21 protein-coding genes are annotated in these 21,636 nt (G+C 70.5%); 13 read left to right on the top strand and 8 right to left on the bottom strand.

The genetic code is table 11. The features are described from left to right. The coding region (locus N1032_RS17270; protein ID WP_259540421.1) for a YihY/virulence factor BrkB family protein at positions 1-1,143 on the bottom strand (1,143 nt) is incomplete at its 3' end. Positions 1,144-1,195: 52 nt separating this feature from the next. On the opposite strand from N1032_RS17270, the gene N1032_RS17265 reads away from it, so the two are divergent. From N1032_RS17265 to N1032_RS17250, 4 genes are all read left to right on the top strand, one after another. Next, on the top strand, positions 1,196-2,038 hold the full coding sequence (locus N1032_RS17265; protein ID WP_259540420.1) for an exodeoxyribonuclease III: 843 nt from the start codon (positions 1,196-1,198) through the stop codon (positions 2,036-2,038). A gap of 103 nt (positions 2,039-2,141) precedes the next feature. Next, positions 2,142-4,136 (top strand): APC family permease, encoded by a 1,995-nt coding sequence (locus N1032_RS17260; RefSeq protein WP_259540419.1) that lies wholly within the window; start codon positions 2,142-2,144, stop codon positions 4,134-4,136. Beyond that, positions 4,093-4,569 (top strand): thioredoxin, encoded by a 477-nt coding sequence (trxA, locus tag N1032_RS17255; protein WP_259540439.1) that lies wholly within the window; start codon positions 4,093-4,095, stop codon positions 4,567-4,569. Before N1032_RS17260 ends, trxA begins: the two co-directional genes overlap by 44 nt. A gap of 86 nt (positions 4,570-4,655) precedes the next feature. Beyond that, a complete protein-coding gene (locus tag N1032_RS17250) occupies positions 4,656-5,279 on the top strand; it encodes a TetR/AcrR family transcriptional regulator (RefSeq protein ID WP_259540418.1) in 624 nt (207 codons plus the stop codon). Positions 5,280-5,349: 70 nt separating this feature from the next. On the opposite strand, the gene N1032_RS17245 is transcribed toward N1032_RS17250, so the two are convergent. Further along, positions 5,350-5,886: a DUF6328 family protein gene (locus tag N1032_RS17245; RefSeq protein ID WP_259540417.1), complete on the bottom strand. Its 537-nt coding sequence runs from the start codon at positions 5,884-5,886 to the stop codon at positions 5,350-5,352. A gap of 49 nt (positions 5,887-5,935) precedes the next feature. Continuing rightward, positions 5,936-6,439: a metallophosphoesterase family protein gene (locus tag N1032_RS17240; RefSeq protein ID WP_259540416.1), complete on the bottom strand. Its 504-nt coding sequence runs from the start codon at positions 6,437-6,439 to the stop codon at positions 5,936-5,938. A 422-nt stretch (positions 6,440-6,861) separates the two neighbouring features. On the opposite strand from N1032_RS17240, the gene N1032_RS17235 reads away from it, so the two are divergent. Further along, on the top strand, positions 6,862-7,887 hold the full coding sequence (locus N1032_RS17235; RefSeq protein WP_259540415.1) for a hypothetical protein: 1,026 nt from the start codon (positions 6,862-6,864) through the stop codon (positions 7,885-7,887). Between the two features lie 192 nt (positions 7,888-8,079). Here the strand turns inward: N1032_RS17235 and N1032_RS17230 are convergent, their stop codons facing one another. Further along, positions 8,080-9,003, bottom strand: coding sequence for an AEC family transporter (locus tag N1032_RS17230; RefSeq protein WP_259540414.1), 924 nt, complete (start codon positions 9,001-9,003; stop codon positions 8,080-8,082). Between the two features lie 14 nt (positions 9,004-9,017). After that, positions 9,018-11,123 carry an acyltransferase family protein gene (locus N1032_RS17225; protein ID WP_259540413.1) on the bottom strand — a complete coding sequence of 702 codons (2,106 nt, stop codon included), beginning with the start codon at positions 11,121-11,123 and terminating at the stop codon, positions 9,018-9,020. A 152-nt stretch (positions 11,124-11,275) separates the two neighbouring features. On the opposite strand from N1032_RS17225, the gene N1032_RS17220 reads away from it, so the two are divergent. From N1032_RS17220 to N1032_RS17210, 3 genes are all read left to right on the top strand, one after another. Next, the gene (locus N1032_RS17220; protein WP_259540412.1) at positions 11,276-12,724 is read left to right on the top strand and encodes a DUF6421 family protein; all 1,449 of its coding nucleotides are present in this window, start codon (positions 11,276-11,278) and stop codon (positions 12,722-12,724) included. Positions 12,725-12,788: 64 nt separating this feature from the next. Then, positions 12,789-13,559: an SDR family NAD(P)-dependent oxidoreductase gene (locus N1032_RS17215; protein WP_259540411.1), complete on the top strand. Its 771-nt coding sequence runs from the start codon at positions 12,789-12,791 to the stop codon at positions 13,557-13,559. Between the two features lie 90 nt (positions 13,560-13,649). Continuing rightward, positions 13,650-14,075, top strand: a complete 426-nt coding sequence (locus tag N1032_RS17210; RefSeq protein ID WP_259540410.1) for a hypothetical protein — start codon at positions 13,650-13,652, stop codon at positions 14,073-14,075. A gap of 57 nt (positions 14,076-14,132) precedes the next feature. Here the strand turns inward: N1032_RS17210 and N1032_RS17205 are convergent, their stop codons facing one another. Continuing rightward, positions 14,133-14,270 (bottom strand): hypothetical protein, encoded by a 138-nt coding sequence (locus N1032_RS17205; protein ID WP_259540409.1) that lies wholly within the window; start codon positions 14,268-14,270, stop codon positions 14,133-14,135. A 195-nt stretch (positions 14,271-14,465) separates the two neighbouring features. Here N1032_RS17205 and N1032_RS17200 point away from each other — a divergent pair, with 195 nt between their 5' ends. After that, a complete protein-coding gene (locus N1032_RS17200; RefSeq protein ID WP_259540408.1) occupies positions 14,466-15,530 on the top strand; it encodes a threonine aldolase family protein in 1,065 nt (354 codons plus the stop codon). Here the strand turns inward: N1032_RS17200 and N1032_RS17195 are convergent. After that, positions 15,527-16,105, bottom strand: coding sequence for a hypothetical protein (locus tag N1032_RS17195; protein WP_259540407.1), 579 nt, complete (start codon positions 16,103-16,105; stop codon positions 15,527-15,529). The genes N1032_RS17200 and N1032_RS17195 overlap by 4 nt on opposite strands. An 81-nt stretch (positions 16,106-16,186) precedes the next feature. Here N1032_RS17195 and N1032_RS17190 point away from each other — a divergent pair, with 81 nt between their 5' ends. After that, positions 16,187-18,790, top strand: coding sequence for an HAD-IC family P-type ATPase (locus N1032_RS17190; protein WP_407933052.1), 2,604 nt, complete (start codon positions 16,187-16,189; stop codon positions 18,788-18,790). 2 nt (positions 18,791-18,792) lie between these two features. Next, a complete protein-coding gene (locus N1032_RS17185; protein ID WP_259540435.1) occupies positions 18,793-19,140 on the top strand; it encodes a metal-sensitive transcriptional regulator in 348 nt (115 codons plus the stop codon). Positions 19,141-19,149: 9 nt separating this feature from the next. On the opposite strand, the gene N1032_RS17180 is transcribed toward N1032_RS17185, so the two are convergent. Further along, positions 19,150-19,980 carry a DNA alkylation repair protein gene (locus N1032_RS17180; RefSeq protein WP_259540405.1) on the bottom strand — a complete coding sequence of 277 codons (831 nt, stop codon included), beginning with the start codon at positions 19,978-19,980 and terminating at the stop codon, positions 19,150-19,152. 64 nt (positions 19,981-20,044) lie between these two features. On the opposite strand from N1032_RS17180, the gene N1032_RS17175 reads away from it, so the two are divergent. After that, a complete protein-coding gene (locus N1032_RS17175) occupies positions 20,045-20,773 on the top strand; it encodes a DedA family protein (protein ID WP_259540404.1) in 729 nt (242 codons plus the stop codon). A 116-nt stretch (positions 20,774-20,889) separates the two neighbouring features. Further along, complete coding sequence (locus N1032_RS17170) at positions 20,890-21,519, top strand: nitroreductase family protein (RefSeq protein WP_259540403.1); 630 nt, start codon at positions 20,890-20,892, stop codon at positions 21,517-21,519. The last annotated feature ends 117 nt before the right edge of the window (positions 21,520-21,636 follow it).

The raw sequence follows: 21,636 nt of genomic DNA, 5'->3' as shown, positions 1-21,636 counted from the left end.
CTCGCGCGCCGCGTTCGCCCGCCAGCGCGCCGCCGGGCGCCGCCACCACGGGGCGGCGGCCAGCTCGGCCGTCGCGTCGCGCACCTGCGCCTCGGCCACCACCACGCGGGCGTCGTGCTCGAGCGCGGCGCGCTCGGCCGCCGACGGAACGTAGAGCGACTCGTTGCGGTCCTCGCTCGCGACAGCGATCCAGGATGCCGCCACCAGCGTGATCACGCTCGTCAGCCTGAACCACAGCAGCATCGCCACGAACACCACGAACGTCGACAGCAGCGGGTTGCGCGTCGCTCCTCCGAGCAGTTGCCCGCCGGCCACCTGCAGCACGACCAGCGCGATGCCGCCGAGCAACGCGCCGCCGAGCATCCGTCGCACGGTCAGATTCGCGTCGGCGAGAAAGCGGAACAGCACCATCAGCGCCCCCGTGTCGATGAGGAACACCACCACGAGACCCGCCGCCATCACCAGGATCGTCGACCAGTCGCGCAGCACGTCGCCGAAGAGCGAGAAGAACCAGTCGAGGGCCGCCGTGCTCAGCACGCTCAGCACGGCGGCGGCGAAGAGGGTGAGCCCGATGCCGAGCGACACCACGAAGTCACGCGCTTTCAGCAGCACGTAGGCCCGGGGATCCTTGGGCAGACCGAACACGGCGCGCACCGCCATCCGGGCGTAGCTGATCCAGCCGATCGCCGTCCAGACCAGCACCGCGAGCGCCGCCACGCCGGTCGCCGTCAGCACGCCGCGGCTCGAGGTGGCGATGGTCGTGAGCTCGGCCGGCTTGATCACCCCGTCGTCGCCGATCAGGCCGGGCACGTAGGTGTTGATGAGCCGGATGAGCGCGTCCATCGTGTCGGGCGACCCGACCAGCCAGATGCCGGCGACCGCGAACACGATGTAGACGGCGGCGAACACCGCGAAGATCGCCTGGTAGCTCATGCCCGACGAGAGCAGAAAGCCGTTGCCGGCAAGAAAACGGCGCCACACCCGAGTGGGGAACAGGGCGAGGGTGTCCTGCGTGATGGTGTTCACCCGCGCGAGCGGCTCCTCGAACCGCTGCTCGAGGCGGTCTCGCAGGCGCTGGTCGCTGCTCAGGTCGCCGCTCTCGGCGGTGCGGTCTGGCGACCGGCCGGGCGCATCCGGGGTCATCTGCACAGCCTAGCGACGCAGCGGTGACGGATGCTCCGGGTAGCGTTAGGGCATGCGTGTTGCGACCTGGAACGTGAACTCCATCCGAGCCCGAGTCGGCCGCGTGGTCGACTGGCTGGTGCGCGAAGACATCGACGTGCTGGCCATGCAGGAGATCAAGTGCAAGGAGTCGCAGTTTCCGTTCGACGCCTTCCACGACGCCGGCTACGAGGTGGTGCTGCACGGCCTCAACCAGTGGAACGGCGTGGCGTTCGCCAGCCGGCTGCCGATGACGGATGTCGCGAACACCTTCACCGGCATGCCCGGCTTCGGCAAGGCGCTCGACGACGGGTCGCTGCCGCTCGAGGCCCGCGCGCTCGGCGTGACCGTCGACGGCGTGCGGCTCTGGAGCCTCTACGTGCCGAACGGGCGCCTGGTCGACGACCCGCACTACGTCTACAAGCTCGCCTGGCTGCACGAGCTCGCGGCGCAGACGAAGGCGTGGCTCGCCGCGCATCCCGACCAGCCGCTCGCCCTGATGGGCGACTGGAACATCGCTCCCCTCGACTCGGATGTCTGGGACGTGGCGGCGTTCGAGGGCTCCACCCACGTGTCGGCGCCCGAACGCGCCGCGTTCGAGGCCGTCGAGTCGATCGGGCTCACCGACGTCGTGCGCCCGATCGTGCCGACGGGCTACACCTACTGGGACTACAAGCAGCTGCGCTTCCCCCGCAACGAGGGCATGCGCATCGACTTCATCATGGGCTCGGCGCCGTTCGCGGCGCTCGTCAGCGGCGCCCGCATCGACCGCAACGAGCGCAAGGGCGACGCCCCGTCCGACCACGTTCCCGTCGTGGTCGAACTCGACGTCGACACCGAGGGCGACGACGACGATCGCCCCATGATCTTCGGCTGAGCGGGCCGCACCGCTCCTGCACCGGCATCCGCTGGCTGATCGCGTTATGCACAACTGACACGACCGTCGCTCGGCGACACCGGATGCGTGTATAGATGGAGCCATGTCCTCATCGACGGTCGGCGCCGGCTCGCCCATCACCCCTGGCGAGCCGCGGCCTGAGCGGGTCGACAACCGCTCGGCGCTGCGCCGCTGGCTCACCGACGGGTTGACCGATCGCACCGGGCGGCATCCGGGCCCCGGGGCGGCCAAACCGGTGAAGACGCACTCGTGGTGGCGGGTGATGTGCCTCACCGGCGTCGACTACTTCTCGACCCTCGGCTACCAGCCGGCCATCGCGGCGCTGGCGGCCGGCCTGCTGTCGCCGTTCGCCACCATCGTGCTGCTACTGCTCACGCTGCTCGGTGCGCTGCCCGTCTACCGGCGAGTGGCTCGCGAGAGCTTCCGCGGCGAGGGTTCGATCGCGATGCTCGAGCGCCTGCTGCCCTGGTGGGGCGGCAAGCTGGTGGTGCTCGTGCTGCTCGGCTTCGCCGCCACCGACTTCATGATCACCATCACCCTGTCGGCTGCGGATGCCACGGCGCACGCCATCGAGAACCCGTTCGCCCCGTCGTGGTTCGAGGGCAACCAAGTCGCGATCACGCTGGTGCTGATCGCCGCCCTCGCGGTGGTGTTCCTGCGCGGCTTCAAAGAGGCGATCAACATCGCCGTCGTGCTGGTCGCGGTGTTCCTCGCCCTCAACGCCGTGGTGGTGATCGTCTCGTTCGTGCACGTGTTCGAGAACACGGTGGTGATCGACAACTGGTGGCAAGCCCTCACGGCGCAGCACGGCAGCCCGTTCCTCATGGTGGGCATCGTGCTGCTGGCCTTCCCGAAGCTCGCCCTCGGGCTGTCCGGCTTCGAGACCGGTGTGGCCGTGATGCCACAGATCACCGGGTCGCCGACCGATCGCCCCGACAAGCCGCTCGCGCGCATCCGGGGCGCCCGGCGCCTGCTCACCACGGCGGCGCTCATCATGAGCGCGTTCCTCATCACGTCGAGCATCGTCACGACGCTGCTCATCCCGCAAGAAGACTTCCAGCCGGGCGGACCGGCCAACGGGCGAGCGCTCGCCTACCTGGCGCACCAGTTCCTCGGCGAGGGCTTCGGCACGATCTACGACATCAGCACCATCGCCATCCTCTGGTTCGCGGGCGCCTCGGCCATGGCGGGCCTACTCAACCTCGTGCCCCGCTACCTGCCGCGCTACGGCATGGCACCGCACTGGGCCGGCCTGGTGCGGCCGCTCGTGCTCGTCTTCACCGTGATCGCCGTCATCATCACGGTGTGGTTCGACGCGAACGTCGACGCGCAGGCCGGGGCCTATGCCACCGGCGTTCTCGTGCTGATCACCTCGGCATCCGTCGCCGTCACCCTCTCGGCGCTGCACAAGAAGCAGCGGGCGGCAACCATCGGGTTCACCGTCGTGTCGCTCGTGTTCTTCTACACGACCGTCGCGAACATCTTCGAGCGGCCCGACGGCGTGCGCATCGCCGCCCTGTTCATCGTGGGCATCATCGCGGTGTCGATCGTGTCGCGGGTGCAGCGGTCGTTCCAGCTGCGAGCCACGTCGGTCACCCTCGACCCGACGGCGCTCGACTTCGTGCTCACCGATGCCGAGGAGTTCGACTCCATCCGCATCATCGCGAACGAGCCCGACGACGGGTCGGCGCGGGAATACAAGCAGAAGGTGGCCGAAGAGCGGCGCGACAGCGGCATCCCGCAGCGGTCGCCCGTCATCTTCCTCGAGGTCTATCCATCCGACTCGTCCGACTTCGAAGAAGACCTGATCGTGCGGGGCGAGGCCGTGCACGGTTTCCGGGTGCTCAAGGTGACCAGCGGAAACATCCCGAACACCATCGCCACGGTGCTGCTCGAGATCCGCGACCTCACCGGGGTGGTGCCGAACATCTACTTCGAGTGGACCGAGGGCAGCCCCATTTCGAACATGTTCAAATACCTCATCACCGGCACCGGCGAGGTCGCTCCCGTGACGCGCGAGGTGCTGCGCCGCGCTGAACGAGACCGCCGGCACCGGCCCGAGGTGCACGTCAGCTGAGAACAGGGAATCTGGGCGCTGGGAGGGCGTTAATAGGAGTATGTCCACGAAGACTCTGACCATTGACAACCATGACGAGACCGTCGCCGACGGCATCGTGCTGATCGACTTCTGGGCCGACTGGTGCGGCCCGTGTAAACAGTTCGCCCCGGTGTTCGAGAAGGCGTCCGACGAGCACAGCGACATCACGTTCGCGAAGGTCGACACCGAAGACCAGCAGCAGCTCGCAGCCTCTTACGGCATCACCTCGATTCCCACCCTCGTCGGCTACCGCGACGGCATCCCGATCTTCGCCCAGCCCGGCGCGCTTCCCGGCACCGTGCTCGAAGACGTGATCGCCCAGGTGCGCGCGCTCGACATGGAGACCGTGAAGAAGGACTACGCCGACGCCGTGGCCAAGCAGGCCGCTGCCACCGAGCCTCCGGCCGAGTAGTCGCGATCCGCGTGTTCGGCGCCCCCGGTGGCCTGTCGGCCGACGGCCCCTGGGGTGCGGTCGATCGCCCGTGCTATGGTCCGTGCATGACCGAGCCGATCCCGCTCACCGGCGTGGGCGGGCTGCCGCTCGGGCCGCCGCAGCCGGTGGAGCGATCGGATGCCGCCCGCAATCGCGCCCGCCTGCTCGACTCCGCCCGCCGAATCATCGACATCGACGGCGTCGCGGGGCTGACGATGGACCGGCTTGCCACCGAGGCGGGAGTCGGCAAGGGCACGATCTTCCGTCGATTCGGATCGCGGGCGGGGCTGTTGAGCGCCCTGCTCGATGACACCGAGCGCGAGTTCCAGGCCGCCTTCATCAGCGGACCGGCCCCGCTCGGCCCCGGTGCCCCGCCGCTCGACCGCCTCGCCGCCTATGGCCGAGCGCGCATCGAGCTGTTCTCCACCCAGGGCGACCTTCTACGCGCCTCCGAGGCGGGCGGCATGGCCGAGGAGCGCTACACGGTGCCGGCTCGCCGCATCTCCGAGGTGCACATCGCGTCGCTGCTTCGGCAAGCGGAGGTCGGCGGCGACATCCGCATCCTCGCGTTCAATCTGCTGTCGGTGCTCGAAGCGATTCTTCTGCTCCCGCCCGGCGCGAAGGCCGAGCTCACGCTGTCGCGCCTCGCGCGGGGGTGGGACGAGCTGGTCGACCGACTGCGGCTCTGAGAGCTCGGCGGGCTGATCGTGGTCAGGGCTGATCGTGACCGGGGCTGATCGTGGCCGGGGCTGACCCTGGTCAGGCGCGCAGCTCGATGTGGTGGTTGTGTCGCACGACCCGCGGCAGCACCACCCAGATGCCGATCACCACGGCGAGGATCAGCACACCGATCACGATGCCAGCCGCGCGTCCGAGCACGAAATCGAAGATGAGCATGCCGGTGCCGGCGAGCGTGAGCGCCACCCCGACCATCGTGAACTGCAAGATGCGATCGGTCACGTGCACCACCTGCGACTTCGCGCGCTGGCGGAAGAGCGCCCGGTGCAGGCTCACGGGGGCCAATCCGAACACCGTCGTCAGGATCGACGTGACGACGAGACAGAGGTACACAGCGCGCTGGTAGTCGTCGAGATCGTCGAATCGCGACTGGAACGCCGCCGCGAGCAGGAATCCCGTGAGAATCTGCGTGCCTGTCTGGATGACGCGCAGCTCCTGCAGCATCTCGTTCCAGTTGCGGTCGAGCCGCTCGTTCTCGGTCTCGTCGCGACCGTCGCCGGGGGCGGCATCCGGGCCTTCGGAGGCGGTCGGGAGGGGGGCGTCGTTGGTGGCGTCCATGGTTCATGGGTACCACCGTTGACTGGGCTGCACCAGGGAGCGCGGCGGCTCAGCCCGCCGCGTCGAGAAAGGCGACGTCGCGGAGGATGCCGGCATCGACGACGGCCGTGGCGAAGGTGCAGCGCGGCTGACGACGGCGATCGGTCGGCGAACCCGGGTTCAGCAGTCTCAACCCGCCGGGGGCGGTGGAGTCCCAGGGAATGTGGCTGTGACCGAACACCAGCACATCGGTCTCGGGGAACGCGGCTTCGGCGCGCCGCTCGCGCCCGGAGGCCGAGCCGGTCTCGTGAGTCATCGCGAACCGCACGCCCTCGAGCTCGACACGCGCCACCTCGGGCAGGCGCGCCCGCAAGTCCGCACCGTCGTTGTTTCCGTAGACGCCGATCATCCGGGCCGACCGCGCCTCGAGCGCATCGAGGGTGGCGACGTCGACCCAGTCACCGGCATGGAACACGACGTCGGCGGCATCCACCGCCGCCCACACCGCATCGGGCAGCCGCCGCGCGCGCTTCGGCACATGCGTGTCAGCGAGCAGCACCAACCTCATCACCACGCCCCCATCCTGGCACCCCACCCTCCCCCTCCCCTCCCCCATCCGCCGAGTTGCGCCAAACTCCCCTTCCCCGCCCCGAAAGTGGTCACTCTGGCGCAACTCAACGTCTCCCCTTTGCCGAGTTGCGCCAAAGTGCCCTTCTGGAGGCTCGGGATGGTCACTTCGGCGCAACTCGTCGGCAAGGGAGCGAGGGCCCGGCCACTCTTCTGTTGAGTTGCGCCATAGTGCCCTTCTGGGGGCGCGGGATGGTCACTTTGGCGCAACTCGGCGGAACGAGAATGTAGCCCTTCCCACTCTTTTGTTGAATTGCGCCATAGTGCCCTTCTGGGGGCGCGGGATGGGCACTTTGGCGCAACTCGGCGGGGAGGGGGGACGTAGGCTCGGGGCCAGACGAGGAGACGGGAAGGGAGGGTGGGAGGGACGTGGATTCGCTGGAGGAGGTGGCACACGAGCTGTACGGGCTGCTGCCCGGGGACTTCACTGCGGCGCGCAACCAGCGGGCGAGCGACGCCGGCAAGGGGGGCGACCGGCCGCTCGGGGCGAGCATTCGCCGGCTCGCGAAGCCCTCGGTCGCGGCTTGGGCGGTGAACGCCCTCGTGCGCCACCGCGCCGACGAGGTCGACGACCTGCTCGAGCTCGGCGAGCGCCTGCGCACGGCACAGGACGAGCTCGATCGCGACGCCATCCAGAGCCTCGGCCGCGATCGTCAGCGTTCGCTCGCCGCCATCGGCCGCTCGGCCCGAACGCTGGGCGATGAGCTCGGGGTGCCGGTGTCGGAGTCCGCGGCGATCGAGGTGCAGCAGACCCTGCAGGCCGCGATGGGCGATCCCGCCGCGGCCGCCGCGGTGCAGAGCGGCATGCTCGTGCGCACCTTCGCGGGCTCGGGCCTCGACCCCGTCGACCTCGAGGGTGCCGTGGCGCTGCCCACGGGCACCGGCGACCAGGCGACGGATGCCGCGGCCTTCGACGAGATCGGCGCCCGCCGGCGCCTCAAGAATCGCGCGTCTAGTGGCGGCTCGAGCACACGACCGACGTCGCCGTCCCGCGACTCGGCGCCGGCCTGGTCACCACCGGACGACGACGAAAAGCGCGCGGATCGAGCCACCCGCGAACAGGAGCGCGCCGACGCCCGCGAGGCGGCGCGCACGGAGGCACTCGCCGCCGCCCGACAGGAGGCCGAGGAGACCCGCCAGGACGCCGAAGACGCCGACGCGGAGGTCGCGACGCTCGATCTGCGCATCCGGGACCTGGTCGAACAGCGCGACCGGCTCTCGCAGGAGTTGCGCGACCTCAAGGATCAGGTCGAGGCGGTGCAGGACGAACTCGCCGAGACCGAGAGCGCCAGAGCGTCGGCCCGCAAGGAGCGCCTCGCCGCCCAGCGCACGGCCGACACCGCCGAGCGGACCGCCGCCCGCGCCCGCAAGCGCCTCGACGGTTTGGAGCGCTAGCCCGGCCGACGCCGAGCCGCCCGCGGCCGCGATGCACCCGCACCGTGGACGCCAAGTCGGCCGGCGTCAGGCGGACGCAGCGACGCACCCGCCCCGCCGCCGACGCAAAGCCGCCCCACGCGATGCACCCGCCCCGCCGACGCAGCGACGCATCCCCGCCGCCGCCCCGCAGCGCGACCGACCGCAACGCCCCTACGGCGCCAGCAGCGCCGCCACGAGCACCAGCACGGGCACCGATCCGATCGTCGTCACCAGCACCGTGTCGCGCGCCAGAATCTCACCGCGCCGGTAGCGCGACGCGAAGTTGTAGATGTTCTGCGCCGTCGGCAGCGCCGCGAGCGCCACCACGCCGAAGAGCGCGTCGGGTGACAGGCCGAACACGAACCGCCCCAGAAGATATGCCGCGAGCGGCATGACCACGAGTTTGATCGCGCTCGCGACCACGATCTCGGCCCGCCCTGAGCCCGGCTGCAGCGGCCGCTGCCCCACGAGCGACATGCCGAAGGCGAGCAGCACGAGCGGAATCGCCGCTCCCCCGATGAGTTCGAACGGCGCCAGGATCGGGTCGGGGATGGTGATGCCGAGCAGCGCCACCACGAGCCCGGCGAGCGACCCGAGGATCATCGGGTTGCGCAGCGGCTGCATCAGGATGCTCTTGACCGAGGCCGATCCCCGGGTCGTGATGTCGAGAATGGTCAGCGTGATGGGCGCCAGCACGATCAGCTGTAGCAGCAGCAACGGCGCCACGAGTTGCGGGCTGCCGAGCACATAGGTGGCCACGGGCAAGCCGATGTTGTTGGCGTTCACGTAGGCGGAGGCCGCCGCACCCACGGTGGTCTCGGCCAGCGAGCGCCGGAACCACAGGCGCGACGCCACCACGAACAGCCCCGCCGAGATGACGACCGCGAGCAGCGTCACGAGGATCGACGACGAGAACACGGTCGACGGATGCGATCGCGCCAGCACCGTGAACAGCAGCGCCGGCGTCGCCACGAAGAACGCCACCCGGTTCAGCGCGAGCAGCGAGTCGCGGGGCAGGATGCCGATGCGCTGCACGACATAGCCGACCAGGATGACGAAACCGATGATCCCGAACCCGGTCAGCACCCCCAGCATGTCGGCGGCGCCGCTCAGCCCGAGATCGCGGAGGTCATGGCGCGGGCGATGAACGGCTCGAGCGTGAACGCGAACGTGCGGGTCAGGTGGTCGACGTCGCGGTAGACGTTCGCACCCCCGATCACGGCCGAGCAGGTCGTCGCCGAGCAGTAGGTGTCGCTGAAGTCGAGCAGCGTCACGTCGAGCCCCTGGGTGCCGGCGCCCTCGGCCGCCAGGGCGATCGGGTCGAACTCGGCGAGCCCCTCGTCGCGCGGCTCGGCGCAGTCGGCGGCCGGCGACGTGCGCAGGCACTTGTTGGGGTCGTCCTCCCACGAGGGGTTGTCCACCACGGTCACGATCGGGGTGCCCTGGTCGAGCACCTGCTTCCACGCCTCGCCGTAGCCGATGGCGGCCGCCTGCTCGTCATCGGCGGTGCCGGGCACGTTGCGGTCGGTGAGGGCCGCGGTGAAGATCGCGTCGAACGGCTCGTGCGATCCGAGCTCGGCCGTGAGCGACTCGCGCCAGGTGTCGCACGACACGGCGAACGCGTCGCGGGCCAGCAAGGGGGTGGTGGTCCAGGGGCAGCCACCCTTGAGATAGGTGGTGAGGTGCCATCCGTTGTTCTCGGCCATCTCGATGAACGGGTCCATCAGCGCATAGGCGTGGCTGTCGCCGATCAGCGCGATCTGGGGGGCATCCGGGGCGTCGCTGCCGAACTGGCAGTCGCGCAGGGTGGCGTCGTTGAGGGTCGAGAGGCAGCCGGGGTGCAGCGGCCGGTCGGCGTTGCCGAACCCGGGGCTCGGAATGATCTCGCCGTCGAGCGCCGGGTTGACGCAGAGGGGCGTCAGCGGTTCGAGGCCGTCGGTGGGGCCGGATGCCGCGCCGAAGCACTCCGGCGGGTTCGCCAGCGTCTCGGCCAGCTGAGTGGCCTCGGCGTCGTACTTCGGCTGCTGCACCGCCCAGGCCGTTCCGACGAAGAGGCTCGACACCGCCATGGCCGCGACCACGCCGAGCAGCGTGACGCGGGGCCGGCGCGAGGTGAAGAACGTCCACCGACGCGCGGGGTCTTCGACGAAGCGCTTGGTGGCCCATGCGATCACGAAGCAGAAGGCCAGCAGCGCCAGCCGGTTCCAGATGCTGAGCCCCCAGCCCGGAATGTAGGGCGCGATGATGATGAGCGGCCAGTGCCAGAGGTAGAGCGAGTAGGAGATGTCGCCGACGAAGCTCACCGGCCGCACGCTCAGCACCCGCCCGGCATCCCACGGCTTCTCGCGGTGGTGGGCCACGATGATCGCGGCCGTGCCGAGCACCGGGATGACGGCGATCCAGCCCGGGAACGGCGTGGCCTGGTCGAAGAAGTAGCCGCAGCCGAGCACCACGGCGATGCCCCCGTAGCCGAGGATGTTCGACTGCCACGCGCGGGTGGGCCGCAGGCGCGGCAGCAGCGCGAGGGCGCCGCCCACCGCGAACTCCCACACGCGGGTGTAGGTCACGAAATAGGCCGACGCCGGGTCGGTGGCCGTGTTGACGATCGAGAGCACGAACGACGCCACGCCCACCACCGCGAGCACACCGATGAGTCCGACCCACTTGCGCCGCTTCAGCACCTTCACGGCGAGAACGGATGCCCCGAGCAGCAGCACCGGCCAGAACAGGTAGAACTGCTCCTCGAGCGACAGCGACCAGTAGTGCTGCACCAGGCTCGCCTCGTTGGCCGCGGCGAGGTAGTCGACCGAGTTGATGGCAAGCACCCAGTTCTCGACATAGAAGGTCGAGGCGATGATCTCGCGCACGTTCTCGGTGAGCGCCGAGAGCGGCATGATGAACAGCGTGGCGAGACTGGCGAAGATGAGCACCACGATGGCCGCCGGCAACAGGCGCCGGGCGCGTTTGGCATAGAACGACGGCAGCGCGATGCGGTCGGTGCGCTCGATCTGGCGGGTGAGCTGCTGCGTGATGAGAAAGCCCGAGATCACGAAGAAGACGTCGACGCCGATGTAGCCGCCCGTGAGCCGGCCGGGCCAGAAGTGGTAGATCACCACGAGCAGCACGGCGATCGCGCGGAGCCCCTGGATGTGCGGGAGGAAGTGGTCGGGCCGCGCCGTCGTCGCCGCGCCGGGCGCTGCCGTCTGCTTCTCCATCGCGTCCATGCTACCGGGCGGGCCGAGAGCGGGCCGGATGCCGGAATCCCGCGCCGAATCGCGCCCGCCACGCCGATTTCCGGCTTTCAACTCAAAGAAGCGCGGATGCCGTGCGCCTAGGCTCGTCTGAACGAACGATTGGAGGTTCCACCATGTCCGCACGCCCCGCCGCCGAGTCCGTCACCACCGGATCGATCATCGGAGAACCCGAGGTCGTCGAAGACTCCCTCGCCACGCCCGCGCTCGTGCACTCGGCCGCCTGGGTGTCGCTGAAAGACGCCGTCTCCCGGCTGCAGCCGCTGCAGACGAAAGACGGCTCGGTGCCCGACCCGGTCGATCACCCGGCCGCCCGCGAACTGGTGGCCCGGCTCGTGCACGACATCGAGCGGCTCGAACACCACTTCCCCTCCGATCACGACTACCTCGCAGCCGTGCGCGACGACTTCCGTCGTTGGGCCGACGAGGGCTTCGGCATCCCCGACTTCCTGGCGTCGCTGGTGGCCTTCCGGCCCGAGCTCAATCGGGTCGACGGCGCTCGTCACCTCGTGGTCTTTCCGATGTACACCCAAAACGGCAGCACCGACCGGCACGTCGAGGCGGTGCTGGTAGAGGTGGTGTGGCCCGAGTTCGTGGCCCAGCTCGAGGCCGGCGACTATTCGAACGCGCTGTTCGTGCCCATCCGCTTCCTCGACTTCACGGCGGGCTACGACACCAACTCGGCCGTGCTGTTCCCCGAGTCCGTCGCGACCTCGAGCATTCCGCAGTACACCTGGGGCGCGATCTTCGCCGACCGCGAGGCGGCTCGGTTCCGCCGGGTGGTGCGGGAGGCGGCATCCGTGACCCGGCTGGAACTGCCCGACGACGCGGCGCGGCTGCTCGACGACCAGGCCCTCACCGAGCGCACCTTCGTGATGTGGGACCTCATCCACGACCGCACGCACATGCGCGGCGACCTGCCGTTCGACCCGTTCATGATCAAGCAGCGCATGCCCTACTTCCTCTATTCGCTCGAAGAGCTGCGCTGCGACCTGACGGCTTTTCGCGAGTCGGTGCGCATCCAGCGACGGCTCGAAGCGGCCGAGGCCGAGAACGCCGGCCTCTCGGCGGCCGACGCCGAGTTGCTCGAACACGCGAGGCTCGTGCAGTACGCGGTGCTCTTCGACCGCATCTTCCGGTTCGCCATCACGGGCTCGCGGGTGCGCAACTACGACGGGCTCGGCGGTCAGTTGCTGTTTGCGTGGCTTCACCAGCGCGGGGTTCTGCACTGGACCGACACCAAGCTCACCATCGACTGGCCGGATGTCGCCGACGCGGTGGTGGCACTCGGCGACGCCATCGACGAGCTCTACTGGCGGTCGATCGACCGCCCGAAGACGGCGCACTGGCTCGCGGCCTACGCCCTGATCACCCAGACGCTCACGCCCCACCCGGCGTCGGTGTGGGCGCAGGGGCCGGGCGCGCTGCCGCTCGACGGGCCGCCGCGCGGGCTCACCGACGCCGTGCTCGACGACGAGTTCCCGCTGTCGATGTTCTATGAGGCGCTCGACAAGAAGATGCACGACGTGATCGCGTCGACGGCCGGCATCACGGGGCGCGACTGACCGCCTCGAGGATCGTCGCCCCGGCCTGGGTGCCGCGCGCCCTCACACGGGCCAGAATGAAGGCATGAGCGAGTCAGGCCGCGAGGGCCGCCCGGGTGGTGTCGAGGGCGCCGAGGGCGTCTCCGGCGTCAAGGGTGTCGCCGGCAGACGCGTCGTCGTCGCGGGCGCGACGAGCGCGTCGGGCACCGCCGTGTGCGGCGCGCTCGTCGAGGCCGGCGCCGAGGTGGTGGCGCTCGGTTCGAACGCCGGCCGTCTCGACTCGCTCGCCCTCGCCGTGCCCGGCATCGCCACCGAGGTGTGCGACCTGAGCGACAGCTCGGCCGTCGACACCCTCGCCCTGCGGCTCATCGCGTCGGGCCCGATCGACGGCCTCGTGCACCTCGTGGGCGGTTGGGTCGGCGGCCGCGGCATCCCGGGCCAGACGGATGCCGGCTGGGCCACCGTCGAGCGCTCCTTCCGCACCCTGCGCAACACCACCCGGGCGTTCTACCCCGCACTCGTCGCGTCGGAGGCCGCTCGAGTGGCGTTCGTGTCGTCGATCTCGGTCGACGCCCCCACGGCATCCGGCGCCGACTACACCGCGGCCAAGGCAGCCTCGGAATCGTGGATGCGCTCGCTCGCCCAGGGCTTCCGCACCGACCAGGCCGACGGCCCCCTGCGAGCCGCCGCCGTGGTGTTCGCCGTGAAGGCGCTCGTCGACGACGGCATGCGCCGCGCGGAGCCGCAGAAGACCTTCCCCGGCTTCACCGACGTGCTCACGCTCGCCACCGCCGTCGTCGGGCTCTGGAGCACCCCGGCCGCCGAACTCGACGGCGCCCGCATCCGCCTGCCCTGACCGGGCCGATCCGCGACGCGCGGCGCCGCGCACGCTCAAAGCTGATAAATTCTCTTCTTGCGCCATGTTCGGCGGTGGAAGGGAGTCACAATGGCGGTCGATCTCAGCGGGGTGGCTCTCGCACGACTCGATTTCGACGACGACCCGGTGACGCGGGTTCGGCTCGACCTCACCGCCCGACGGCTCGAGTTCGATGCGGCTGCGGCGACGTTGCTCGACCCGCGGTCGCCCACTCTCGTCGGCAGCATCCGGGAGCTCGACGGGCGGCCGACGTCTGAGCTCCGCCGCGTGCGCGTCACCGTCAGCGGGTGGCAGCTGCTGACCATGCGCGAGTTCGACCGCGACGACCAGGAGTGGTTCTCGTCGTCCGCCTTCGACCTCGTGAGCGTCGGCTGGCTGCGCGCCGAGAAGCGTGCGATCACGATCGCCGGCACAGCAGGAGGCAGCGGGCGGTGGAAGCACGTCGACCTCGCCGGGCCCGACCTCCGGGCCCGCGCCACCGCGGAGTTCGCCTGATCCGATTTGGCCGCGACGACTGCCGGTCCGAAGCGCTCGAGGCCGGCGCCGGCGGCGCTACTTCTTCTTGACGTTCGAGACGACGTCGGCCGAGTGGTCCTGCCGGTCGCTCTTGGCCTTCTTGTCGGCGCGCTTCTCTTTGAGTGAGCGGGCGGCGGGCTTCGCGACCGTCTTTCGAGCGGATTTCTCGGCCATGGTGATTCCTCCATCGCAAGCCACGATGACTCGGTATCCGAAGGGTATGCCCTGCGCGCACCGGTGCCGGCCGATTCGGGCGGATTGGCAGGCTCCTCCGTTTCGGGAGGAGCTGCGCGCACGAGCGTCGCACGCGGGCGCCTCGTGACGCAGCTCCTCCCGAAATCTCACGCGCGGGTTTGAGAGACTGGTGCGGTGACCGATATCGCTTCCGCCCCGACCCTGCACGACCGCGCGCTGCGCGGCTTCGCCTCTGACAACTACGCCGGCGCCCACCCCGAGGTGCTCGAGGCCATCGCGGCCGCGAACGGCGGGCACCAGATCGCCTACGGCGAAGACCTCTACACGGCCGAGCTGCAGAACGTCGTGCGCGGGCACTTCGGCGATCAGGCCGAGGCGTTTCCGGTGTTCAACGGCACGGGAGCCAACGTGGTGGGCCTGCAGTCGATGCTGCCCCGCTGGGGTGCGGTGGTGTGCTCGACAACGGCGCACATCCACACCGACGAGAACGCGGCGCCCGAGCGGGTGGCCGGGCTCAAGCTGCTCACGGTGCCGACCCCCGACGGCAAGCTCACCCCCGAGCTCATCGACGTCGAGGCCTGGGGCTGGGGCGACGAGCACCGGGCTCAGCCGCTCGCGGTGTCGATCACGCAGACCACCGAGCTCGGCACCGCCTACACGGTCGACGAGGTGGCCGCGATCGCGTCGCACGCCCACTCCCTCGGCATGACCGTGCACCTCGACGGGTCGCGCATCTCGAACGCGGCGGCCTCGCTCGGGGTGCCGCTGCGGGCCTTCACCACCGATGCCGGCGTCGACGTCGTGTCGCTCGGCGGCACCAAGAACGGGTTGCTCTACGGCGAAGCGGTCGTGGTGGTGAACCCGGCGGCGGCGACCGGCATCACCTTCCTGCGCAAGCTCGACATGCAGCTGGCGTCGAAGATGCGGTTCGTGTCGGCGCAGCTGATCGCGCTCTACGGCGGCGACCTGTGGCTGCGGTCCGCTACGCACGCGAACGCCATGGCGGCGCGCCTGCGCGAGGCGGTCGCCGACGTGCCGGGCGTGACGTTCACGCAGCCGACGCAGTCGAACGCGGTGTTCGCGGTGCTGCCGGCCGGCGTGGCCGATCGGCTGCGCGAGTCGTTCCGGTTCTACGACTGGAACACCGCGACCGGCGAGGTGCGCTGGATGTGCGCCTTCGACACCACCGAAGCCGACATCGACGCGTTCGTGGCGGCGCTCAAGCGCGAGCTCGGCTAACCGGCTTCGGGGTCGGGCGTGCACCCGGGCGGCTGCGAGTTGCCGCTGATGGCGAAGTCTTCGCAGGTGAGAAACTTCGACTGGTTGAGACCGAGCACGAACGACGCCACCGCGATCAGCAGCACCGACCCGATCACGACGAGCCGCCGCGGCCACGAGATGTCCTCGGCGAACTCGGGCCAGATGATGCGGGCCAGCACCCAGATCGTCGCCGGCACGGCGAGCAGCGCCACCACCAGCGCCAGGAGGTTGACGATGAGGTTCGCGATGTTGCCGTCATCCGCGTCGATCGTGAACGACAGGAAGAGCCACAGGCTCGGCACGAGCAGAGCGAGCGCGCGCCACAGCCGCGGCTTGCCCCGGGGCTGGATGAGCACCACGATGAGGGCGCCGGTGGCCGCCGCCCACACGGTGAGCATCTGATCGAAGAAGAAGTCGCCCCACGCACCGAGCGTGAAGGCGGGCCACCAGACGGCGACACTCATGCCCACGACGATCACACCCGTGATGCGCGAAGGCGCATCGGTGCGACGGGCGGCCGGCTGCGGTGCCGGGGCGGGCTCGGTGCCTGACATGGCCATACGGTACCGGATGAATCGACTGCGCCCCGCGCGAACACGCTTGCGCTGTACCCCCTGGGGGTATACCGTGGCGGCATGAGCACCGACCGCGATCCTGTGTCCCTCTCGCCCGCCACGGAGCACGGTGGGCATGACCACGGCGGGCACGCGGGCCACGATCACACGGGCCACGACCACTCCGGTCACGAAGAGCACGACCACTCCGGTCACGACCACGGCGCGATGGCCAGCCACGACCACAGCGACCATGCCGGGCACGCCGGCCATGGCGGGCACGGCGGCCACGGCGGCCACGGCGGCCACGGCGATCATGTCGGGCAGTTCCGGCGCTTGTTCTGGGTGATGCTCGTCATCGCCGTGCCGGTGGTGGGGTTCAGCTCGTTCAACATGATCGTGGGTTACCCGCTGCCCGAGTCGGGCTTCACCACCTGGATCTCCCCCGTGCTCGGCACCATCATGTTCGTGCTCGGCGGCCGCCCGTTCCTCACCGGTGGGGTCGACGAGTTGCGCGCCCGCAAGCCCGGCATGATGCTGCTCATCGCGCTCGCCATCACCGTCGCCTTCGTGGCGTCGTGGGGCGCGACGCTGGGGCTGCTCGACGAGCAGCTCGACTTCTGGTGGGAGCTCGCGCTGCTGATCGTCATCATGCTGCTCGGCCACTGGATCGAGATGCGGTCCCTGGCGCAGACGACGTCGGCCCTCGACTCGCTGGCTGCGCTGCTGCCCGACGAGGCCGAGCGACTCGACCCCGCTCCGGATGCTGAGGCGAACGGCACCGCCGAGCCCACCGTCACGACGGTCGCGCCATCCGCTCTTCGCCTCGGCGACCTGGTGATCGTGCGCCCGGGCGGTCGCATCCCGGCCGACGGCGAGATCGTCGAGGGCATGGCCGCCGTCGACGAATCGATGATCACGGGCGAGTCGCAGCCGGTCACCCGTGGCCCCGGCGACCACGTGGTCGCGGGCACGGTCGCCACCGACACGGCCCTGCGCATCCGCATCACCGCGGTCGGCGACGACACGGCGCTCGCCGGCATCCAGCGCCTGGTCGCCGAGGCCCAGAACTCCACCTCGCGGGCCCAGCGCATCGCCGACACCGCCGCGGGCTGGCTGTTCTGGTTCGCTCTCGGGTCGGCGGCGGTCACCGCCCTGGTCTGGTCGCTCGTCGGTAGCCCCGACGATGCCGTCATCCGCACCATCACCGTGCTCGTCATCGCGTGCCCGCACGCGCTCGGGCTGGCCATCCCGCTCGTCGTCGCCATCGCCACCGAGCGCGCGGCGTCGGCTGGGATCCTCGTGAAAGACCGGCTCGCCCTCGAGACCATGCGCACCGTCGACACCGTTCTCTTCGACAAGACCGGCACCCTCACCAAGGGCGAGCCGGTCGTCACCTCGGTGACGGCGGCGCCCGGTCACGACGACGACGAGGTGCTCGCCCTCGCGGCGGCCGCCGAGGCCGACAGCGAGCATCCGCTCGCCCGCGCGATCGTGGCGGCGGCCCGCCAGCGCGGCCTCGCCGTGGCCACGGCCACCGGTTTCCAGGCCTCCACCGCCGTCGGCGTCAGCGCCGTGGTGGGGGGCGCGACGATCAGCGTCGGCGGTCCCAACCTGCTCGAGGCGCACGGCGCCCAGCCGCTCGCGTCAGCCGCCGGCGCTCCCACGGGCAGCGTTCGGGAGGAGCATCCCGCGCACGACGCGCTCAGCGCCCCGGCCGGCCCCACCTCCTCCCGAGCCGCAAGCGGCAGCGGCACAACAACGCACCCCGAGACGCCCGCCGCCGCGGCTCCCGCGAGCAGCGTTCGGGAGGAGCACTCCGCGCACGACGCGCCCAGCGCCCCGGCCAGCCCCACCTCCTCCCGAGCCGCAAGCGGCAGCGGCACAACAACGCACCCCGAGACGCCCGCCGCCGCGGCTCCCGCGAGCAGCGTTCGGGAGGAGCACTCCGCGCACGACGCGCCCAGCGCGCCGGCCGGCGTCACCTCCTCCCGAACCATAAGCGGCACCGGCACCGCACCGCATTCTGAGGCGCCCGCCGACGCGTACGCGGGCCAGACCGTGCTGCACGTGCTGCGCGGCGACGAGGTCGTCGGGCTGATCGCGCTGGCCGACGAGGTGCGCGCCGAGTCGCGCGACGCCGTCGCCGGACTGCGGGCCCGCGGCGTCGAGGTCGTGATGATCACCGGCGATGCGGCTTCCGTCGCTCACGCGGTGGCCGCCGAGCTCGGCATCGAGCGTGTGTTCGCCGGAGTGAAGCCGGGCGACAAGTCGGCCAAGGTGGCTGAGCTGCAGTCCGAGGGCCGCAAGGTCGCGATGGTCGGCGACGGCGTGAACGACGCACCGGCGCTCGCGCGCGCCGACGTGGGCATCGCGATCGGCGCGGGAACGGATGTCGCCATCGCCTCGGCCGGCGTCATCCTGGCCAGCGACGACCCCCGGTCGGTGCTCTCGGTGATCGACCTCTCGAAGGCGAGCTACCGCAAGATGACCCAGAACCTCTGGTGGGCCGCCGGCTACAACCTGCTCTCGGTGCCGCTCGCGGCCGGCGTGCTCGCACCCGTCGGGTTCGTGCTGCCGATGGCGGTCGGGGCGATCCTGATGTCGCTCTCGACGATCATCGTGGCCCTCAACGCACAACTGCTGCGCCGCATCGACCTGCGACCGGCGAGAATCGGAGCATGACCATGGATGCCGCCCCCGCACCGGATGCCGCCTCGCCCGACACGCCCGCCCCGGCCGACGCCCACGCCCACCACGGCTACATCTCGAACAAGGACGACTACCTCAAGCGCCTTCGGCGCATCGAGGGGCAGGCCCGCGGGCTGCAGAACATGGTGACCGACGAGAAGTACTGCATCGACATCCTCACCCAGGTGTCGGCCATGACGAGCGCGCTCGAATCCGTGGCCCTCGGGCTGCTGAACGACCACCTCAACCATTGCGTGGTCGAGGCGGTCGCCGAGGGCGGCGAGGTGGCACAGGCGAAGCTCAAAGAGGCGTCGGATGCGATCGCGCGGCTGGTGAAGTCCTGACGGTGGTGGTCAGCCGAGCGAGCGGTAGTGCCGCCTCTGCTCGGCATCGAGATGCTCGGTGGCGTAGCTGAGCATCGTGCGCGGCATGCGGGCGGCGTAGTCGTCGAGAAAGCCGAGCAGCAGGGCGCGGTCGACGCGTTTGCCGACTTCGCGCAGCATCCAGCCCACCGCCTTGTGCAGGAGGTCGTGCGGGTCGTCGAGCAGTAGGGGTGCGATCTCGAGGGTCGTCGTGGCGTCGCCGCTCTTGATGAAGGCGAACGTGGCGAGCACGCCGACCCGGCGCTGCCACAGGTCGTCGCTTCGCGCCAGCGCGAACAGCTCGTCGCGGGGCGCGCCGGTGAGCAGCAGCCATCGGCCGAGGATCTGGTCGGCGGAGGAGTCGACGAGATCCCAGTTGTCGACCCGCCCCCGGCGCACCGCCCTGCGGTACTGGTCGACGACCCGCCGCTCGTCGGCCTCGTCGCGCGTGCGCGGGGCGACGGCTCGGTCGAGGTCGGCGATCAGCAGGAACAGGCCCACCAGGCGGTGCTCGTGCACCCGGCTCTCGAGCAGCGCGTCGATCTCGGCGGGCGCCAGCCGGTTCGCGAACCGCTTGGCCACGGCGCGACTCGCCGGCACCCGCACCCCGATGAACTCGTCGCCCTCGCCGTATTGCCCGGGCCCGGTCTTGAAGAACCGGCGCAGGTTCACCGCGTCGGCGGCGTCGGCGATATCGGCGAGCGCCGCCTCCACTTCGGCGGCGGTCGCGCGCGCGGCGGGGGCGGCTCCCGCGACAGGGGCGTCGCCCCTGGCGGTGCCCGCTCCCGCGGCAGGGCCGGTGCCCGCGGCACGTTCGTTCACGCGCCCACCCTAAGCCCCCCCCGGCGATCAGGGTCACCCCAGCCGAAGCCCCTACCGTTGAGGCATGAGCCTGGCCGCAGCCGACCCATCCGTCTCCCTTCCCCACTTCGCCGTTCCCCGGGCGGCTTCCGAGAGCTCGGGCCTCGGAGCGATCGGCGACTGGGTCGTGTCGCTCATGCAGACGCTCGGCGCCCCCGGCGCGGGCATCGCCGTGGCGGTCGAGAACCTCTTCCCGCCCATTCCGAGCGAGGTCATCCTGCCACTCGCGGGGTTCACCGCGAGCCGGGGCGACCTCGACCTCACCGCGGCGATCGTGTTCACCACACTCGGCTCGCTCGTGGGCGCCCTGGCGCTCTATGGGCTGGGTGCCTGGCTGGGGCGTGACCGCATGCGCAGGCTCGCCCGTCGCATGCCGCTCATCGACGTCGACGACATCGACCGCACCGAAGCCTGGTTCCAGCGGCACGGCAGCAAGGCGGTGTTCTTCGGGCGGATGGTGCCCATCTTCCGCAGCTTCATCTCGATTCCGGCCGGGATCGAACGGATGCCGCTCTGGCGGTTCGCCCTGCTGACCACGGCCGGCAGCCTCATCTGGAACTCGGTGTTCATCGTCGCCGGCTTCTTTCTCGGCGAGCAGTGGCACGTGGTCGAGGAGTACGCGGGCATCTTCCAGGTGGTGGTGATCGTGGTGGTCGCCGCGGCCGCGGTGTGGTTCGTCGCGAAACGCGTGCGCCGGGCGCGGCAGCAACGGGGCCGAGCGCCCTCGACGAGCCCGGTCGACGACGCGGAATAACTGCGGCGGGGAGTCGGTTGCATGAAGCGGACCGCAGTCCGATTCGATCACTGCCCGGCCCGACTCATCCGCTGTCCAATGGCGTGCAGAACACCGCTCGATCCCTTGGAGTCGTCATGACCATCACCGCAGACCCCCGCACGTTCGACGCCCCCGTCTCGCGAGGCTCGTTCGACCGCAGCGCTGAGACCAGCGCCCCCATCCACCCCGTTCTGGCCGACCGCTGGAGCCCCCGTTCGTTCGACGCCGCCGCGCCCATCGACGAGACCGCGCTGACCGCGGCTCTCGAGGCCGCCCGGTGGTCGCCGTCGGCCGCCAACTCGCAGCCCGCGCGATTCATCGTGGCGCGCCGCGGCACCGAGGCGTTCGACAAGGTCGCCGCCACCCTGATGGGCTTCAACTCGGTGTGGGCCACCTCGGCCGCCGTGCTCGTCGTGGGCGTCGTCGCGACCACCGGCGCCGACGGCAAGCCGCTGCGCTGGGCGGAGTACGACCTCGGGCAGGCCATGGCGCACCTCTCGGTGCAGGCCCACCACGACGGACTGCACGTGCACCAGATGGGCGGCTTCGACGTCGCCGCGATCGCGCAGGCCTTCGACCTCGACGACACCCTCACCCCGGTGACGGTCGCGGCGATCGGCACCCTCGCCTCGCCCGACGCGCTGCCCGACGAGATTCTGCGCACGCGCGAGTCGGCGCCGCGCACCCGTCTGCCGCTCGCCGAGCTGCTGCTCGCCAACGAGTGAGCGCGGAGACGGCGGCGGCCTCGGCGTTGGCTTCGCGCTGAGCCGCCTGACACACCGCCGAACAAGCCGCAATCCGCCCACAACACAGAACGCCGGGCCCCCGAACGAATCAGGGGC

The organism is Herbiconiux daphne, assembly GCF_024979295.1.
GTDB classification, from domain to species: Bacteria; Actinomycetota; Actinomycetes; order Actinomycetales; family Microbacteriaceae; genus Herbiconiux; species Herbiconiux daphnes.
Note: the sequence above shows the minus strand (reverse complement) of the source record. Positions and strands in the feature narration are given on the sequence as shown.

Excerpts from the sequence above, each read along its gene's own strand:
- N1032_RS17205 (WP_259540409.1), bottom strand. The coding sequence starts at position 14,270 with ATGGCCGAGAAATCCGCTCGAAAGACGGTCGCGAAGCCCGCCGCCCGC.
- N1032_RS17195 (WP_259540407.1), bottom strand. The coding sequence starts at position 16,105 with ATGTCAGGCACCGAGCCCGCCCCGGCACCGCAGCCGGCCGCCCGTCGC.
- N1032_RS17250 (WP_259540418.1), top strand. The coding sequence starts at position 4,656 with ATGACCGAGCCGATCCCGCTCACCGGCGTGGGCGGGCTGCCGCTCGGG.
- N1032_RS17170 (WP_259540403.1), top strand. The coding sequence starts at position 20,890 with ATGACCATCACCGCAGACCCCCGCACGTTCGACGCCCCCGTCTCGCGA.
- N1032_RS17190 (WP_407933052.1), top strand. The coding sequence starts at position 16,187 with ATGAGCACCGACCGCGATCCTGTGTCCCTCTCGCCCGCCACGGAGCAC.
- N1032_RS17265 (WP_259540420.1), top strand. The coding sequence starts at position 1,196 with ATGCGTGTTGCGACCTGGAACGTGAACTCCATCCGAGCCCGAGTCGGC.
- N1032_RS17260 (WP_259540419.1), top strand. The coding sequence starts at position 2,142 with ATGTCCTCATCGACGGTCGGCGCCGGCTCGCCCATCACCCCTGGCGAG.
- N1032_RS17185 (WP_259540435.1), top strand. The coding sequence starts at position 18,793 with ATGGATGCCGCCCCCGCACCGGATGCCGCCTCGCCCGACACGCCCGCC.
- N1032_RS17175 (WP_259540404.1), top strand. The coding sequence starts at position 20,045 with ATGAGCCTGGCCGCAGCCGACCCATCCGTCTCCCTTCCCCACTTCGCC.
- N1032_RS17245 (WP_259540417.1), bottom strand. The coding sequence starts at position 5,886 with ATGGACGCCACCAACGACGCCCCCCTCCCGACCGCCTCCGAAGGCCCG.
- N1032_RS17230 (WP_259540414.1), bottom strand. The coding sequence starts at position 9,003 with ATGCTGGGGGTGCTGACCGGGTTCGGGATCATCGGTTTCGTCATCCTG.
- N1032_RS17215 (WP_259540411.1), top strand. The coding sequence starts at position 12,789 with ATGAGCGAGTCAGGCCGCGAGGGCCGCCCGGGTGGTGTCGAGGGCGCC.
- N1032_RS17210 (WP_259540410.1), top strand. The coding sequence starts at position 13,650 with ATGGCGGTCGATCTCAGCGGGGTGGCTCTCGCACGACTCGATTTCGAC.
- N1032_RS17225 (WP_259540413.1), bottom strand. The coding sequence starts at position 11,123 with ATGGAGAAGCAGACGGCAGCGCCCGGCGCGGCGACGACGGCGCGGCCC.
- N1032_RS17220 (WP_259540412.1), top strand. The coding sequence starts at position 11,276 with ATGTCCGCACGCCCCGCCGCCGAGTCCGTCACCACCGGATCGATCATC.